The organism is Flavobacterium rhizosphaerae, from assembly GCF_046000445.1.
Classification (GTDB): domain Bacteria; phylum Bacteroidota; class Bacteroidia; order Flavobacteriales; family Flavobacteriaceae; genus Flavobacterium; species Flavobacterium rhizosphaerae.
Genome location: NZ_JBELPZ010000005.1, coordinates 163851 through 180001, shown reverse-complemented (window position 1 = coordinate 180001; position 16151 = coordinate 163851). Strand labels below are relative to the sequence as shown.

General features: G+C 39.4%; 16 protein-coding genes. 6 read left to right on the top strand and 10 right to left on the bottom strand.

Features of this window, described 5'->3' with window-relative positions; genetic code table 11:
• Nucleotides 1-54 precede the first annotated feature (54 nt).
• Both ABS766_RS07365 and ABS766_RS07360 read right to left on the bottom strand, forming a co-directional pair.
• Complete coding sequence (locus ABS766_RS07365) at nt 55-585, bottom strand: hypothetical protein (protein ID WP_408084485.1); 531 nt, start codon at nt 583-585, stop codon at nt 55-57.
• Between the two features lie 122 nt (nt 586-707).
• Nucleotides 708-2252, bottom strand: a complete 1545-nt coding sequence (locus ABS766_RS07360; protein ID WP_408084484.1) for a glycine--tRNA ligase — start codon at nt 2250-2252, stop codon at nt 708-710.
• Between the two features lie 130 nt (nt 2253-2382).
• Between ABS766_RS07360 and ABS766_RS07355 the strand changes: the two genes are divergently transcribed.
• Both ABS766_RS07355 and ABS766_RS07350 read left to right on the top strand, forming a co-directional pair.
• Nucleotides 2383-3063, top strand: coding sequence for a ComF family protein (locus tag ABS766_RS07355; protein ID WP_408084483.1), 681 nt, complete (start codon nt 2383-2385; stop codon nt 3061-3063).
• A gap of 122 nt (nt 3064-3185) precedes the next feature.
• A complete protein-coding gene (locus ABS766_RS07350; RefSeq protein WP_408084482.1) occupies nt 3186-4811 on the top strand; it encodes an Ig-like domain-containing protein in 1626 nt (541 codons plus the stop codon).
• Here the strand turns inward: ABS766_RS07350 and ABS766_RS07345 are convergent.
• Entirely contained in the window at nt 4795-5571 is a 777-nt protein-coding gene (locus ABS766_RS07345) for an amidohydrolase (protein WP_408084481.1), read from the bottom strand. The genes ABS766_RS07350 and ABS766_RS07345 overlap by 17 nt on opposite strands.
• A gap of 173 nt (nt 5572-5744) precedes the next feature.
• Between ABS766_RS07345 and ABS766_RS07340 the strand changes: the two genes are divergently transcribed.
• A complete protein-coding gene (locus ABS766_RS07340; protein ID WP_408084480.1) occupies nt 5745-7391 on the top strand; it encodes a DUF4139 domain-containing protein in 1647 nt (548 codons plus the stop codon).
• Nucleotides 7392-7505: 114 nt separating this feature from the next.
• Here ABS766_RS07340 and ABS766_RS07335 read toward each other — a convergent pair whose 3' ends face one another.
• The 7 genes from ABS766_RS07335 to ABS766_RS07305 form a co-directional block, all read right to left on the bottom strand.
• Complete coding sequence (locus ABS766_RS07335; RefSeq protein ID WP_408084479.1) at nt 7506-7994, bottom strand: hypothetical protein; 489 nt, start codon at nt 7992-7994, stop codon at nt 7506-7508.
• A 123-nt stretch (nt 7995-8117) separates the two neighbouring features.
• Nucleotides 8118-8540, bottom strand: a complete 423-nt coding sequence (locus tag ABS766_RS07330) for a hypothetical protein (protein ID WP_408084478.1) — start codon at nt 8538-8540, stop codon at nt 8118-8120.
• Nucleotides 8541-8585: 45 nt separating this feature from the next.
• A complete protein-coding gene (locus tag ABS766_RS07325; RefSeq protein ID WP_408084477.1) occupies nt 8586-9107 on the bottom strand; it encodes a hypothetical protein in 522 nt (173 codons plus the stop codon).
• Nucleotides 9108-9130: 23 nt separating this feature from the next.
• Nucleotides 9131-9409 carry a hypothetical protein gene (locus tag ABS766_RS07320; RefSeq protein WP_408084476.1) on the bottom strand — a complete coding sequence of 93 codons (279 nt, stop codon included), beginning with the start codon at nt 9407-9409 and terminating at the stop codon, nt 9131-9133.
• A 110-nt stretch (nt 9410-9519) separates the two neighbouring features.
• On the bottom strand, nt 9520-11373 hold the full coding sequence (gene glmS / locus ABS766_RS07315; RefSeq protein ID WP_408084475.1) for a glutamine--fructose-6-phosphate transaminase (isomerizing): 1854 nt from the start codon (nt 11371-11373) through the stop codon (nt 9520-9522).
• A 12-nt stretch (nt 11374-11385) separates the two neighbouring features.
• Nucleotides 11386-13014, bottom strand: coding sequence for a DUF4270 domain-containing protein (locus ABS766_RS07310; RefSeq protein ID WP_408084474.1), 1629 nt, complete (start codon nt 13012-13014; stop codon nt 11386-11388).
• Nucleotides 13015-13034: 20 nt separating this feature from the next.
• On the bottom strand, nt 13035-13841 hold the full coding sequence (locus tag ABS766_RS07305) for a glycogen/starch synthase (RefSeq protein ID WP_408084473.1): 807 nt from the start codon (nt 13839-13841) through the stop codon (nt 13035-13037).
• 106 nt (nt 13842-13947) lie between these two features.
• Between ABS766_RS07305 and panC the strand changes: the two genes are divergently transcribed.
• Genes panC through ABS766_RS07290 form a run of 3 tightly spaced genes read left to right on the top strand, consistent with a single transcriptional unit; the run spans nt 13948 to nt 16120 of the window.
• Entirely contained in the window at nt 13948-14793 is an 846-nt protein-coding gene (panC, locus tag ABS766_RS07300; RefSeq protein ID WP_408084472.1) for a pantoate--beta-alanine ligase, read from the top strand.
• A gap of 13 nt (nt 14794-14806) precedes the next feature.
• Nucleotides 14807-15157: an aspartate 1-decarboxylase gene (gene panD / locus ABS766_RS07295; RefSeq protein WP_408084471.1), complete on the top strand. Its 351-nt coding sequence runs from the start codon at nt 14807-14809 to the stop codon at nt 15155-15157.
• On the top strand, nt 15158-16120 hold the full coding sequence (locus tag ABS766_RS07290; protein ID WP_408084470.1) for a lysylphosphatidylglycerol synthase transmembrane domain-containing protein: 963 nt from the start codon (nt 15158-15160) through the stop codon (nt 16118-16120).
• The last annotated feature ends 31 nt before the right edge of the window (nt 16121-16151 follow it).

Below are 16151 nucleotides of genomic sequence, written 5' to 3'. Positions count from 1 at the left end.
TATGAGGCACGAGCATGATGCTCGCGCCAGCGGGGAGATTTTCAGACAAAATAGTTATTTTTTCTTAAAAATATTTTCCATAATTGATTGCAAATTATCATAAAACTTACTTTGAAAAACACCAATTAAGAAGCTGCTTAAAGCAAATAAAATTTTATGTTTCATATTAATTTTCTCAGGAGATATATCTAAATAACCGAATCCCGCAAGTAAAACAAGTACCCCCACAACTCCTAATATACCACTTGATATTATTCTTTGGATATATAAATGAATATCTTCTTTAGTGGGATATCTTAATATTTCATAGTTTGGATTTGATTTTAAGCTTTCGAGTTCATTTATTTCTTTATCCTTTGACAGAAATATAGAACAAGCAATTGTTGCCCCTAAAGAACCATATAAAAATTGTTTTAGCAACTCTGATTTTAAATTTCCAAAATAAATATCCATATAGATATCTATAAAATTTAAATTTAGCACAATAATTAAAAGTGAAGCAATAAAAAAAGATATGAAAAGGACTCTTGCAATTACTAAATAATTTTCTTTTTTACCTATAGGTGTATCAATAACTGGTTCCATATAAAAATTTATTTGCATTGATAAATTTATAAAATTTATCAATGCAAAATAAATACAACAAACTTAAAATCAACAAAAAAGTCCCCATTTCTGGAGGCGTTAATATATGTAAAATTATCTTTTTACTTCATCTTCATTAACCAGTTCCGTACCGAAACTTCATTATTAATAATGTTGCGGAGGTCGGCTATGGCAACACGGTCCTGCTGCATGGTGTCGCGGTGGCGTATGGTTACCGTTTTGTCTTCTAGTGTCTGGTGGTCAACCGTAATACAGAATGGGGTACCCAGGGCATCCTGCCTGCGGTAACGGCGGCCTACAGCATCTTTCTCATCATAAGCCACGTTAAAGTCCCATTTCAGTTCTTCTATAATCTCGCGGGCAAGCTCCGGTAAGCCGTCTTTTTTAACCAGTGGCAATACAGCTGCCTTAGTAGGTGCCAGCACAGCCGGAAGGCTTAGTACGGTACGTGTAGAACCATCCTCAAGCGTTTCCTCTTTAAGAGATGTTGAGAACACAGCCAAAAACATCCTGTCAAGCCCTATAGAGGTTTCTACCACATACGGCACATAGTTTTCATTCAGTTCAGGATCAAAAAACTGTAGTTTCTTGCCGCTGAATTGTTCGTGTGCTTTAAGGTCGAAATCCGTACGACTATGTATACCCTCAAGCTCTTTAAAGCCGAACGGGAAGTTAAATTCAATATCTGCCGCGGCATTGGCATAATGCGCCAGTTTTTCATGGTCGTGGAAACGGTAATTTTCTTTACCCAAGCCAAGTGACAGGTGCCATTTCAGGCGGGTATCTTTCCAGTACTCATAATATTTCATTTCCTCGCCGGGGCGTACAAAAAACTGCATTTCCATCTGTTCAAACTCCCGCATACGGAAGATGAACTGGCGGGCCACAATCTCATTACGGAACGCCTTACCGGTTTGCGCAATACCAAACGGAATTTTCATCCGCCCTGTCTTTTGCACATTAAGAAAGTTTACAAAAATACCCTGAGCTGTTTCCGGGCGCAGGTATAAGTCCATAGCATTGGCTGCTTCGGCGCCCAGCTTGGTACCAAACATCAGGTTAAACTGGCGTACTTCTGTCCAGTTCTTGCTGCCCGTATCGGGGTCGGCAATTTCAAGCTCTTCAATCAGGGCTTTTACATCGGCCAGGTTTTCGGTTTCCAGGCTGCGCGCCATACGTTGCAGTATAGCATCTTTGCGCTCCAGGTAGCCATTGGTACGCTCGTTTGTAGCAATAAACTCTTCTTCATTAAAGGCATCGCCAAAACGCTTGCGCGCCTTTTCAATTTCCTTTTGTGCCTTTTGGTTCAGCTTTTCGGCATAATCCTCAATAAGCACATCGGCCCGGTATCTTTTTTTGCTGTCTTTATTATCAATAAGCGGGTCGTTAAACGCATCTACGTGCCCGGAAGCCTTCCACGTAGTGGGGTGCATAAATATAGAGGCATCTATGCCCACAATATTTTCGTGCATCTGCACCATGCTTTTCCACCAGTACTCGCGGATGTTCTTTTTTAACTCTGCCCCGTTCTGACCGTAGTCATACACAGCGCTTAACCCATCATATATTTCGCTGGACTGGAAAATGAATCCGTACTCCTTTGCATGCGAAATTACGTTCTTAAACTGATCGTCTTGTTTTGCCATGCTGCAAAAATAGAAAAATTAGTGGATTTGGTAATTTGAAGGTTTGATAATTTGAAGATATACACGGTACTAATAATTATAAAAGCATCCCACAGGTTTTTATTACCTTTAAGCCGCCAAACTAACCGGTATGCTCAAAAGCCTTATCAACCTGTTATACCCGGAACATTGCAACGGCTGCAACAGCCAGCTACTTGAAACTGAAGCCGTATTGTGCATTCAATGCCGGCACGAGCTGCCTTTTACACACCAGTGCATTAATCCTGAAAATGAAATTGCCAAAAGGCTATCGGGCAGGCTCCCTCTAGAGCATGCATCGTCACTGTTGTATTTCCACAAGCAGGGTATGGTACAGCAAATGGTACATAACCTTAAATACCGCGGGCGGCAGGAGGTAGGTAAGCTTGCCGGGCAACTTTATGCCGCTGAGCTTAAAAATGCCGGGGTTTTACAAACGGTAAATGAAATTATACCGGTACCCCTACATCCAAAGCGATTGCGTGAGCGCGGTTATAACCAGGTTACCGAATTTGGCAGGGCGCTTTCGGCAGGGCTCGATATTTCGTATAATGAAAAACTTCTTTTACGTACAGCTTACACCAAAACACAAACCAAAAAGAACCTTGAAGCCCGGGCGGGGATTATCGGGTCGGCTTTTGAGGTAAAGGCAACCGAAAAAGATTATAATAAACACTTTCTACTGATAGACGACGTTATAACCACCGGCGCCACGCTGGAATCTTGCGGGAGGCTGCTGCTGTCCATACCCGGCGCTAAACTGAGTATTGTTACCATTGCCTATACAGAGTAATTTGGCTACATCCCTACTCCCTTTGGGTGGGAGAGCATTAGTAAAATAGGCGTTAGATATTTAGAAAAACATTTCGCACTGATGGAATATAATTGTTATTTTGTGCTGTTAAAGTTTGTACTATGCTGAAAAAAGATTTTTTCACAATCCTGTTTATTATTTTCCTTATTCCACTGCTTTTAGTAAGCTGTGCAAAAAGGGGTTCTATTGGCGGTGGCCCTAAAGATACCATTCCGCCCTATATTATCAGCAGTTCGCCAAAAAACATGCAAACCAACTTTAAGGGTGATGAAATACGCATTAACTTTAATGAGTACATCAAGATAAAAGACATAAACAAGCAGCTTATTATATCGCCCCCAATGGATTACCAGCCTGATATTATACCTATGGGCAATGCCAGCAAGTTTATTGAAATTAAAATAAAAGATACCCTGCAACCCAATACTACCTATAGCTTTAACTTTGGGCAGAGTATTACCGATAATAATGAAGGTAACCCCTATTCGCAATTCCGGTTTGTGTTTTCTACCGGCGATTATATTGACAGCCTTAGCCTTGGTGGCAGCATTAAAGATGCCATAAGCCGTGATACCGATAATTTTGTTACCGTAATGCTGTATGAGGTAGACGAAACGTTTAACGATTCTATTATTTATAAAGAAAAGCCACGTTATGTAACCAACACGCTGGACAGCATGGTTACCTTTCAGTTGCAAAACCTTAAAGAAGGGCGCTACCGCCTGATTGCACTAAAGGACCAAAACAACAACTATATTTTTAACCCTAAAATAGATAAAATAGGGTTTTGGCCCGAAACCATAACCGTGCCTAATGACACGCTGTATGAGCTTAAGCTGTTTCAGGAAAAATTACCGTTTAAGGCATCCAAACCCTCACAGGCTACATCAAACAGGCTGTTTGCCGGGTATGAGGGCAGCAACCCTGACGATATTGAAGTAAGCGTAAAAAATGGTACGGGTACCGAAGACATACCTTCTATGGTAACTAATGTACCCGGTAAAGATTCAGTACAGGTGTGGCTGCCCCGTAATATTGCAGCCGACTCCCTTCAGGTGCAGGTACGCCATAAAGATTCGGTAAACGACTTTACAGTACGCTTTAAAGAACTTAAAGATGCCGATTCATTAAAAGTTGAAGCAGCACAACGCGGAAATATTGATTTTAGGGATAAATTTACCCTCAAGCTTTCTACGCCACTGGTAACCATAGATACCTCTAAAATTGCGCTTGTTGATAAAGATTCTGTAACACTGCCTTATACATATGTGTACAAGGCTTTTGACCAACGGCTTGTTTTTGATTTTAAAAAACAGGAAAACCAAAAATATGAATTTACCCTGATGCCGGGTGCACTGGCAGATTTTTACGGTAAAGAGAATGATACTCTCAGGTTTAACCTTTCTACACGTTCTTACAGTGATTATGGCAACTTATGGGTAAAGCTGGAAAATGTTAACCGGTTTCCGCTTATATTGCAGGTAACTACCGGTAAAGGTGATGTATATGCTGAGGCATACAGTACGGGTGAAACTACTTTAAAATTTAATAATGTTCTGCCTAATAATTATACCTTACGGGTAATTTATGATGATAACGGCAATAAAGAATGGGATACCGGCAGTTACCTTGAAAAAATTCAACCTGAAGAGGTTATATACTTCCCTAAAGAAGTAGAGGTGCATGATTACTGGGATGTAGAACAACCTTTTAATCTTGGAGGGTAAACCCATCCCTGTCATTTAAAAATGAAAAACGGTTCCGGGTTTGCTGTAATATTTCTTTATCTAAAATTGCTGTAAACACACCCATTGTACGCTGTGGTTCGGTTATATAATTACCCAATGCATCTAAAACCTGGCTGTGCCCGGCATATGCATGGCCGTTACCATCTTCACCAATACGGTTTACCCCAATAGTATAGCTCATGTTTTCTATAGCACGGGCTTTTAGCAGGGCATCCCAGGCAGCGGTGCGCACCTGTGGCCAGTTGGCAACATACAACAACAAATCATAATCCTCTGTATTTCTTGAAAATACCGGAAAACGCAGGTCATAACACACCAGTGGGCAAATTTTCCAGCCTTTATAATCTACTATAAGTTTTTCTTTGCCTGCCGTATAATGTTTATGCTCATCGGCATAGGTAAACAAATGCCGCTTATTATACGTTTTCATTGTCCCGTCAGGAAAAACAAAAAACAGCTTGTTATAGTATTTCCCGCCTTCTTCAATTACCAAACTCCCGGTTATAGCGCATTGCTTTGCCTGTGCCGTTTTTACCATCCACGCAACGGTATCGCCCTTCATGGTTTCAGCTACTGCTCCGGGGTTCATGGTAAAGCCCGTAGCAAACATTTCAGGCAATATTACCAAATCGGTATCCTTGTCAGTTACAGCTATCAATTCTGTAAAAGCAGCCCTGTTAGCAATGGCGTCTTCCCAGGCTAATGCGGTTTGTATAATGGAGATTTTAAGGGTATTCATCAGGAATAATTATTTTATAAAATTAGATAAAATAATAAGGGCTGGCAACCCGTATCAGCTAAAATAATGAAGTCAGAGTTTTATAATCCAGATTTATTTCTGAAAAAAGTTACTGGCTCCCAACCTTTCTAAATAAATAGTGCTCTATAGTATAAACCTTATGTTTTACTATTATGAGAAAACTACTAATATTATTATCCTTTGCAATAACAAGTATAGCCCTTGCACAAAAACCGGTATTTACTACTGCCAAAGTTACCAATGCCACTGTATACTATAATGCCGCAGAACTTACCCAGCATACCTCTGTTACACTGCCGGCCGGCACCAGTGAAATTGTGGTAAAAAATGTAGCAAATTATATAAATGAAAGCACTATACAAATAGGCGCCCCGGCAAGCCTTACAGTGCTATCAGTACAATTTACAACCAATTACATTAGCGAATATGAGCCGGATGAAAGCGCCCCGGAACTGAAAAAGGTACGAGACAGCATTAATTTGGTTAGAAAACAAATTGCAAACATTACTATCCAAAAAAGTAATGAGCAGAAAACCATAGAGCTACTGGATAAAAACCAGCTGGTAGCGGGTAGTACTACCGGGCTGAGTGTAGCCGAACTCACTAAACTGGTAGACTATTACAAGGCTAAGCGTAATGAACTTACTGCTAACTATAATGCCCTAAATGAAAAAGAGCTGCAATTGAGTGAAATTCTGGATGCATTAAACACCCGCCTGAATACCAATACAAAACGTGAAGAAGAAAAAACCAGTAACGGAAAACTGGTGCTACAGGTAATGAACGATACCCCGGGAAATGTACCGCTTGATATTACCTACCTGGCTACCGGTGCAGGCTGGATACCTTTTTATGACCTCCGTGCGGAGGATACCAGCAAACCTATAACTATGATGTATAAAGCACAGGTTACCCAAAACACGGGGGTAGAATGGAAAAAAGTTAAACTTACCCTTAGCAGTGGCGTGCCTAACCAAAATAGTACTGCACCCTTACTGAGTGCCTGGTTTTTAAGATACGGCGCACTGCCGTTATATAGCAACACTAATGGTGTACTAAACACATTACAGGGCAGGGCAGCTGGCGTACAAATTGAAAGCCAGCAACTGGAAGAAGTTGTAATTAGAGGATATAGCAGTAAGCGTGAAAAATATAAGGATGTAGGCGATTATACTGAAATAATTGAAAACCAGCTAAATATATCTTTTGATATAGATATACCGTATGACATTTCCAGTAACGGCAAAGCCCACAGTGTTAACCTGAAAGAAATTAATCTGCCTGCAAATTACCGCCACTACAGTGCGCCACGCGTGGATGAAGAAGCTTACCTGTTAGCCGAAATTACCGACTATAGCAAGTACAACCTGCTCCCCGGCGAAGCCAATATTATTTTTGACGGCATGTATATTGGCAAAACAACCATTAACCCCAACCAGACTGCAGACACCCTAAACCTGAGCATGGGACGCGATAAAAGAATAAGTATTAAACGTGAAAAGGTGGTTGATAAAAGTGGTACGCGGTTTTTAAGCAGCTATAAGGAGCAGACTTTTACCTACGAAACTACTATACGCAACAATAAGAAAGAAACTGCCAACCTGATACTGAAAGACCAATATCCGCTTAGTACGGATAAAGATATCGAAATTACCCTGCTAAAAGATGACGGCGCCAGTATTAATACCGATACCAATATCATGACATGGGAGCTTACACTAAAACCGGGTGAAACTAAAAAAATACGTATCAGCTATAAGGTGCGTTACCCCAAAAATAAAGTTATAGCCAATTTATAAACCAATCAATTAAGTGTTTCTATTTTTTTAACTAACCCAATTTTTTGTTGAAGGCAGCCCCGCAAATGCGGGGCTGCTTTTTTATAGAAGCCGGAAAAGGGTAGAGAAATCGTATTAAAAATCTCTTGGCTGTCTTTGCTGTGGAGGAATATTTACCATTCCACAACCGTTAACCAGCCATTTTTGGTTTACCTGCTTTAAAACCATAGACAGCTTAAAAGCTTCCCAATCTCTGCCTTTCAGTACAGCATACCCGGTGTTTTTATCAAAAGATTCAACCTCAAATTCATCGGGATAGTCCTGGGCATCAACTACCGGATCGGCATCAAGCCCCGATTCCGGATCTGCGTCCTGCACTATCCTTTTCAATTCAGATTTAAAATCACTTGTTACATAAGGGCTGGCATCAACAAACTCTGTCATACTTATACCCTCATCAAGCTTGTTACTGTTATCTACATAACCATTAATAAAATATAAGGCAACCGTTTCGGGGGGTGTTCCGGCATTGTCATTTTCGGCATTGGTTGGCTTATCTGTTGACGATTCCCTGCAACTAATAAATACTATTAGCAATAGCAGGACTGATATAATTTTTTTCATAACGCTATTGATTGGTTTACTGAATTTTAAAACCAAATATCGCATAAAAACAATATACTATATAACTATTTTGGGCTTATTTTGCAAAACAAGTATTAACAACAACCAGCTCGTATACAGGTTTTACCAGAACTTCCACCACGTCCTTTTAGTACTATTCATGTTTTTAAGCCCGCCCACACCATCAGGAACAAATACTTGATCGCTCTGTGGGTCATAAAAGCCAATTTGATGTTTAGCAGCAAGTGTAAACATAGTTGTATACGCATCTTCAGCCTCCGAAAACCCGAACGCTACATATATCACATCAATACCAATACTGTAATCTGCCCCCTTAGGGTCATCATCATTATCATCCAAATCATTTAGCGATGGAAAAGTTTGCTGCATTTCCATAATGAATGTTTTTAATGCTTCAGAGGTATTTTCAGGATCATTATAATCATGATCCTCTGTCCATTCAGTTTGCTGCGCATACCATTGCGAAAATTCCTTTTTACCTTCCGGCGCAGCTTCAGGTCTAAAAGCCATTAAGTCGTAACTCATAATCAGTTTTATTGATATAAATCAAACGTACAAAAAATCATCAAATTAATAGTCTATATCAGGCACAGAAAAGACATATATATTTGGAGGCAAACCTATGTTTTCTTTAAAATTATAGTAGTCCTGTTTAATTTTATTTTGATTTGTAGTTACCCTAACGTTGAAAGTGCCATTGTTAGCATGTATATAATATATGCTCGCGGTATCATAACTTATGTTCTCTGAAATTTTAGCGCGCATAATATCTTCCAAAAAACCAGTTAACACTCTTTGTGTATGTTTATTAAGTACAATTGTTTTTTTTAATTCAAGCTGTTCTTTTTTACCGTAATACTCATTAATTGAATCGCAGTTGAAACGATACCTTTCATAATACAGAATATACTGCTCATGCGTGTTTTTATAAAGCATGTATTTTTCAGGAGGCCCACCCCATTCGCCACAATCATCAAGTGTAATATCTAAATAAAGTGTATCTCTATCTGTATAAAATTTCGGAAAAAAATCAGTTTCCAGCCTCAGAGGCTTATTAATAAACTTTATATCTTTCTGCTCTTCATCTTTCATAAAAATGGTATCATCACTATACTTTATACATCAAAGCTTCGCTTACCTACCATTAATATTTTATCGGTATCATTATAACTCCATGAATAACTGGGTACATCATGATTTATTTCATAAAAAGGCAGTTCGGAAATGTAATACCGGGATTGGAAAGTACCTTCTTTAAGAAAACTTAAATAATCTGATGCAAATTCTCCTGATGGCGGAGAATTGGTATATTCAAGATTCCATTTCTTCTGAGAGTCGGTAAGTATTTCCTCAAAACTTTTTTTATGGCATGAAACCAAAAGTAATGATGTCAAAAATATAATAGCTGATTTTACCACAAATGAGACCGGATTTTAAAATATCTAATATATAAAAAAAAGCCACCGGTAATTCGATGGCTCATTGTATACAAAATAAATCGTTGTTACTCTACTGTAACCGACTTGGCCAAATTACGGGGCTGGTCTACATTACAGCCGCGCATTACCGCTATATGGTAACTTAGCAATTGTAAGGGTATAGTAGAAATTAGCGGAGAAAGTGCATCGCTTGTTTCCGGTATTTCAATAATGTGATCGGCAAGGCTTTTCACCTGTGTATCGCCTTTGGTTACCACCGCTATTATTTTGCCGCTACGCGCTTTTATTTCCTGTATATTACTTACTATCTTATCATAATGTTCCTGCTTGGGAGCAATAATAACTACCGGCATCTTATCATCAATCAGTGCTATAGGCCCGTGCTTCATTTCGGCAGCGGGATAACCCTCAGCATGTATGTAGGATATTTCTTTTAGTTTTAGGGCGCCCTCAAGTGCTACAGGAAAGTTATAGCCCCTGCCCAAATACAGGCAATTGGGCGCATCTTTATAAATAGACGCTATACTTTGCACCTGCAGGTTATTTTGCAGGGCTTGTTCTACAAGTTGCGGAATGAGTTCCAGCTCCTGCAGATACCTAAAGTAGTCTGCCCTGGCCATAGTGCCTTTAGCCCTGGCTATACGCAGCGCCATAAGGGTAAGAACGGTAATTTGCGTGGTAAATGCTTTAGTAGATGCCACACCAATTTCCGGCCCTGCATGGGTATAAGCACCGCTATGGGTTTCGCGGCTAATAGATGAACCTACCACATTACATACTCCAAAAACAAATGCTCCGTGCTCTTTGGCCAGCTTAATGGCTGCAAGCGTATCGGCAGTTTCGCCCGATTGGGATATGGCAATAACCACATCATCACGGCGGATAACCGGGTGCCTGTACCTAAACTCTGAGGCATATTCAACTTCAACAGGTATACGTGCCAGGTCTTCAAAAATATATTCGGCAACCAGGCCTGCATGCCATGAGGTACCACAGGCAATAATTAATATGCGGTTGGCATTTATAAATTTTTGCAGGTTATCTTCTACGCCACTTATCTTCACTATGCCTTCTTCTACACGCAGCCGTCCACGAAAGGTATCTTTAATGGCATTAGGCTGCTCATAAATTTCCTTAAGCATAAAGTGGTCAAACCCTCCCTTTTCTATCTGCTCAAGGTTCATTTGCAGTTCCTGCATATAGGGGTCTACCAGCGAATCATCTTTTATTTTGCGTACTACTAGTGGCTTATCCATAGTAATAATAGCCATTTCTTCATCTTCAAGATATACCGCGTTAGAAGTATACTCAACAAAAGGAGAAGCATCACTGGCTACAAAAAATTCATTTTCGCCTACCCCAATTGCCAATGGGCTACCCAGGCGGGCTGCCACAATTTCATCGGGGTTTTGCTTATCAAAAACGGCTATTGCATAAGCGCCCACTACCTGGTTAAGCGCTATTTGTACCGCTTTGCCAAGCTTTATATTTTCCTGCTTTTTTACTTCTTCAATAAGGTTTACCAATACCTCGGTATCAGTATCAGAAGTAAATGTATACCCCCGTTTAAGCAGTTCCTTTTTAAGCGGCTCATAATTTTCTATGATACCGTTATGAACAATAACCAGGTTGCCGGAGTTGCTTACATGCGGATGCGAGTTAACATCGTTTGGCACACCATGGGTGGCCCAACGTGTGTGCCCTATGCCTATATTTCCGGTTAAAGAAATCTGGTTTTTGGCTTTTTCTTCAAGCTCGGTTACCTTACCCTTTGTTTTACTAAGTTTTAGCTCCTTATTATCATTATCATACAGTACTATACCAGCACTGTCATACCCACGGTACTCAAGCCTTTTAAGGCCTTTTATCACTACTGGGTAAGCTTGCCTGTAACCAATATATCCTACAATTCCACACATACTATACTCTCTCTATTCGGGTTTGGTATAAAAAATTTCGAGCTTAATCCTTTTATCTTCCGGCACAGCTGTGCCACCGCCGTAAAGTACGGTACCAAACGGATGCATAACTGATGCCGCCGGTACTACCTCTACCTCTACAGGGTTACCTGTAGCATCGGTTTCTGTAAAGACATTTTTAAGCCTGCTGTTACCTGTTATATTAATTGACTCAGTAACTACCAAGCCAAGTTTAACATTGGTTGAATCTTTATTTATGATATTATTTACGTGATCTGTAACGCGTATTTTGTAACGTACCCCTTTTTTATCACTATCAACTTCTATTATGCCCCCATGAATATAACGGCTGTATTTTGGGAACGTAGTACTTGTAGTTACATCAACATAATAATCATACAGTGGCCTTTCATTATTTACATCATAAAGATACACCCTAAATGGCTCTTTAGCCCCTGCCATAGTTTCTTTATCTATAAAAAAGCTAAGGTTGGCCTCATTTATGAGTACCTTTTGTCCTATGTTTTCAGCCTTTAGTGCATCAAGGCCTGCCTGGTTAAGGTCAATAAAAGCCATAGAGCCATTACCACCTTTAATATAAAGTTTATCATCTCCGCTAACGGGGTCTGATGTATTTATGGCATCTGCATAATTTGAATTAAAATCATTTTCAAACAGGTTAACGCCTACGGGCCCAAGTTTAAGGGTAATTGATCTTGACTCCCGTAATACTGCACCCGTATCATCCGTTTGCTGGTTACCGTCGCTGTCAAGGTCGTCCTGCTTGTATATTATAGTAATGTAACCTTCAGAAAATCTGGGCATACCCATAATACTGTTAGTGCCAATTTGTTCTGCCTCAAAATAAATACCCCTCAGGTAATCTTTAAAAACATTGTTACTGGCAAGTTTTCCAGCTGGTGCCTCAAGTATCCATTGCTGGAAAAAATCTTTATTAAGGTATTGAAACATACCTGGCGCAAGTACTTCTGCATCTGCACTTTGTAAATTACCCTCATCATCAGTATACTGTGCTGTACGGGTAACTTCAGAGGCATCAAAACCAAAATCAATGCTTGGCACGCCTTCTGCAAGGATACTTTCACCTGCATAACTGTCAAACAAATCTTTCTGACCAGAAAAATATCTTTGTGTCTCGGTGCCGCCGCTGGAAGGGTCTGCTTCTCTTAAAAAATAACCATTACGCCTAATACTCAATTTAAACTTTGCAGTAGCATCACCATAAACAGAGTCAAGCGAATATGTACTTACCCCATCATCACCAACTTCTTGCAGCTTGCTGTAATAAGGCAAATATATCCACACACTGTCTACTACAGGATTGTTACCAATGGCTGGGTTTTCTATCTGTAATTGAAGTTGAGTAACATAATGAGCCTTTGTAGTGCCAAAAACAGGGCTGTTATAGGTACCAAGTGAATTTAACAACAGGCTATTTGTTTGTGCATCGCCGGTGGGGCGGTCATAAGCAACTACCGGCACATCATACTTAACCAGGCCATTGTGCAGGTCTGTCCCTACAATGTTAGCGCCAAGCCCCTTATAATCGGTATCGCAGGAGGCGAGAATAATCACACTAAGTAAAAAGAGAAGTTTCTTTACAAAAGAACAGTTTATCATAAAAAATTATATAAGGTTTATTATAAAACCTGATTTTTATAGAAATTAGTATATGCCTGTGCAAATTTATCTTTATCTGTATAGGGTAAAAATGGTTTTCCGGAATTTTCAACAAACTCAGCAAGCTCAGGCACAAGGTTTTCTGAGGCTATAATAACCGCATCAGAATGGGCCACACTGGTTTTCATAAGGTTTATGTAAGTTGCTTCAGCAAGCAGCTTTACATCTTCTTCGGGTATATCATCAAACAAAACTTTGCCCAGCATATTTTCATCAAGCTGGCCCTCATATCCCTGGTTGTAAACCGAGGTTACAATTTTAGTATCTGCAAAAAGGGCTTCATCTTTATAAAAATGTTTCATATACACAGGCAGCATGGCAGCCATCCAGCCCTGTACATGTATAATATCAGGTACCCAGTTTAGTTTTTTTACTGTTTCTACCACACCTTTTGTAAAAAATATGGCGCGCTCATCATTATCATCAAACAGGTTACCCTCTTCATCAGTAAAAGTAGCCTTACGCTTAAAGTATTCATCATTATCAATAAAATATACCTGTATACGTTCTTTGGGTATAGAAGCTACTTTAATGATAAGGGGCATATCCATATCATTTACTACAAGATTCATTCCTGATAAGCGGATTACCTCATGCAGCTGGTGCCTCCTTTCGTTTATGTTACCATAGCGTGGCATGAAAATCCTTATCTGTCCGCCCTGGTCATTAATCATTTTAGGAACATCATACGACATTAACGATACTTCATTTTCTGCCAGATATGGCACCACTTCAGATGATACATACAATATCCTCTTATCCTCCATCTTAAAATATAAATTTTTGTTGTTTGGTTAAAACATGCAAAATTAAACATTTTTGCGCAGTTTATAACTAAATATTACATTTGCCTGATATTTTAACTCATATTTGATGCTTATTTTCAATAATAAAGCACTGCTTAGGGCTGCTTTGTCACAATACGAAAAAAAAGGGCAAAGCATTGGCCTTGTACCAACCATGGGGGCACTGCACCAGGGGCATTTATCTTTAATGCAACAATCTGTAAATGAAAATACTATTACTGTTGTAAGTATTTTTGTTAACCCCACCCAGTTTAATAACCAGGAAGACCTTGATAAATACCCGCGTACACTGGAAACAGATGTTGAAAAAATAAAAACAGTTAGTGATGCTATTATTGTTTTTGCCCCTTCTGTAGACGAGATGTATGAAGGCAATACATCATCCCATCCTTTTGATTTTGACGGGCTTGAGCACCAGATGGAAGGCGCTTTTCGTCCCGGGCATTTTGATGGCGTGGGCACCATAGTAAAAAAACTATTTGATATTGTACAGCCCACCAATGCGTATTTTGGCGAAAAAGATTTTCAGCAATTACAGATAATACGCAAACTGGTAGAAAAAAATAATATGGGTATACACATAGTAGGCTGCCCTATAAGCCGTGAACAAAACGGATTGGCCATGAGTTCCCGCAATGGGCGCCTTAGTGCTACCGAAAAAGAAGAGGCAGCTTTTATATATCAAACCCTGCAACACACCAAACAACGTTTTGCCAGCCAGACAATAAGCGAAATAAAAGAGTATGTACAAGAGGCTTTTAACGCCCACCCGGAGTTTAAAACCGAATATTTTGAAATAGCACAGGAAGATACCCTGGAGCCTGCAGTGATAAAAGATAACAAAAAATACAGAGCTTTTATAGCCGTTTTTTTAGGTAACGTAAGGTTAATAGACAATATTTCATTAAATTGATTAACTTTGGCCCATGCAAATTCAAGTTGTAAAATCCAAGATTCACCGCGTAGTGGTGACGGGAGCCGATTTAAACTACATAGGCAGCATAACTATTGATGAAGCGCTTATGGAAGCTGCCAATATTATTGAAGGTGAAAAAGTTTCTATTGTAAATATAAATAATGGCGAACGCTTAGAAACTTATGTTATTAAAGGAAACAGGAACAGTGGAGAAATTACACTTAACGGCCCCGCTGCACGCAAAGTGCAAAAGGGTGATATTATTATTGTAATATCTTATGGCATACTGGATTTTGAAGAAGCCAAAACATTTAGCCCTGCTATAGTTTTTCCTAACGAAAAAGATAATTCGCTTACATAATTGAAAAAGAAAATAATACGTATATTAAGTATTGTACTCCCGCTTTTGCTGGGAGTTTTTCTTATAATATACACGTATAACCGCTTTACCCCCCAACAACTCGAAGACTTAAACCAGGCATTTAAAAAAGCCGATTATAAATATATATACCTATCGCTTATAATAGCATTTACAGGCTATGTATCCCGCGCTTACCGGTGGAAGTATACTCTGCAGCATATGGGGTATACATCGCCTTTTTATAATAATTTTTTTGCGGTAAGCATTGCCTATTTTATGAATCTTACTATACCCCGCTCCGGCGAGGTGGCACGTGCCGTAACCTTAAAACGCTATAGCAATGTACCTTTTGATAAAGCGCTGGGCACTATAATATCAGAACGGGTAATAGACCTGTTTATACTCATTTTTTGTATAGCGGGCACCGTAGCACTTCAGTTCACCACGCTGAAAGATTACCTTTTAGAACAAATACCGTTTGAAAAACTGCTGATGTACGGTGTAATTTCCGGCATCATGTTTATTGGAGCTGTATTAATGTTTATGTATTCTCGTATGAAGTGGATACAAAAGCTTAAAATAAAAATATCAGGATTAAAAGAAGGTGTGCTTAGCGTGTTTAAAATGCCTAATAAATGGCCATTTTTACTGCATAGCGTTTACATATGGGTTACTTATGTCCTGATGTTTTATATTTCAATATTTGCACTGCCCGAAACCGCCCAGTTAGGTTTTGGTACCGTAGCAGCGGCTTTTGTAATAGGCAGCCTTGCCATAACATTTAGCAACGGCGGTTTTGCCGTATACCCATTTGTAATTGCAAAAATACTTTCTCTGTATGCGGTACCCGAGGCTACCGGCACTGCATTTGGATGGATTGTATGGACATCTCAAATAATTTTAATATTATTTTTAGGAATTTTTTCTTTTTTATTACTCCCCATACTAAATAGAAAAAAATAATTGCTAAATTGCTGTGCCCTAATTCTTAATA

What these genes read in the sequence shown, in the direction of transcription:
- ABS766_RS07365 (WP_408084485.1), bottom strand. Translation starts at nt 585, where the DNA reads ATGGAACCAGTTATTGATACACCTATAGGTAAAAAAGAAAATTATTTA.
- ABS766_RS07360 (WP_408084484.1), bottom strand. Translation starts at nt 2,252, where the DNA reads ATGGCAAAACAAGACGATCAGTTTAAGAACGTAATTTCGCATGCAAAG.
- ABS766_RS07355 (WP_408084483.1), top strand. Translation starts at nt 2,383, where the DNA reads ATGCTCAAAAGCCTTATCAACCTGTTATACCCGGAACATTGCAACGGC.
- ABS766_RS07350 (WP_408084482.1), top strand. Translation starts at nt 3,186, where the DNA reads ATGCTGAAAAAAGATTTTTTCACAATCCTGTTTATTATTTTCCTTATT.
- ABS766_RS07345 (WP_408084481.1), bottom strand. Translation starts at nt 5,571, where the DNA reads ATGAATACCCTTAAAATCTCCATTATACAAACCGCATTAGCCTGGGAA.
- ABS766_RS07340 (WP_408084480.1), top strand. Translation starts at nt 5,745, where the DNA reads ATGAGAAAACTACTAATATTATTATCCTTTGCAATAACAAGTATAGCC.
- ABS766_RS07335 (WP_408084479.1), bottom strand. Translation starts at nt 7,994, where the DNA reads ATGAAAAAAATTATATCAGTCCTGCTATTGCTAATAGTATTTATTAGT.
- ABS766_RS07330 (WP_408084478.1), bottom strand. Translation starts at nt 8,540, where the DNA reads ATGAGTTACGACTTAATGGCTTTTAGACCTGAAGCTGCGCCGGAAGGT.
- ABS766_RS07325 (WP_408084477.1), bottom strand. Translation starts at nt 9,107, where the DNA reads ATGAAAGATGAAGAGCAGAAAGATATAAAGTTTATTAATAAGCCTCTG.
- glmS (WP_408084475.1), bottom strand. Translation starts at nt 11,373, where the DNA reads ATGTGTGGAATTGTAGGATATATTGGTTACAGGCAAGCTTACCCAGTA.
- ABS766_RS07310 (WP_408084474.1), bottom strand. Translation starts at nt 13,014, where the DNA reads ATGATAAACTGTTCTTTTGTAAAGAAACTTCTCTTTTTACTTAGTGTG.
- ABS766_RS07305 (WP_408084473.1), bottom strand. Translation starts at nt 13,841, where the DNA reads ATGGAGGATAAGAGGATATTGTATGTATCATCTGAAGTGGTGCCATAT.
- panC (WP_408084472.1), top strand. Translation starts at nt 13,948, where the DNA reads ATGCTTATTTTCAATAATAAAGCACTGCTTAGGGCTGCTTTGTCACAA.
- panD (WP_408084471.1), top strand. Translation starts at nt 14,807, where the DNA reads ATGCAAATTCAAGTTGTAAAATCCAAGATTCACCGCGTAGTGGTGACG.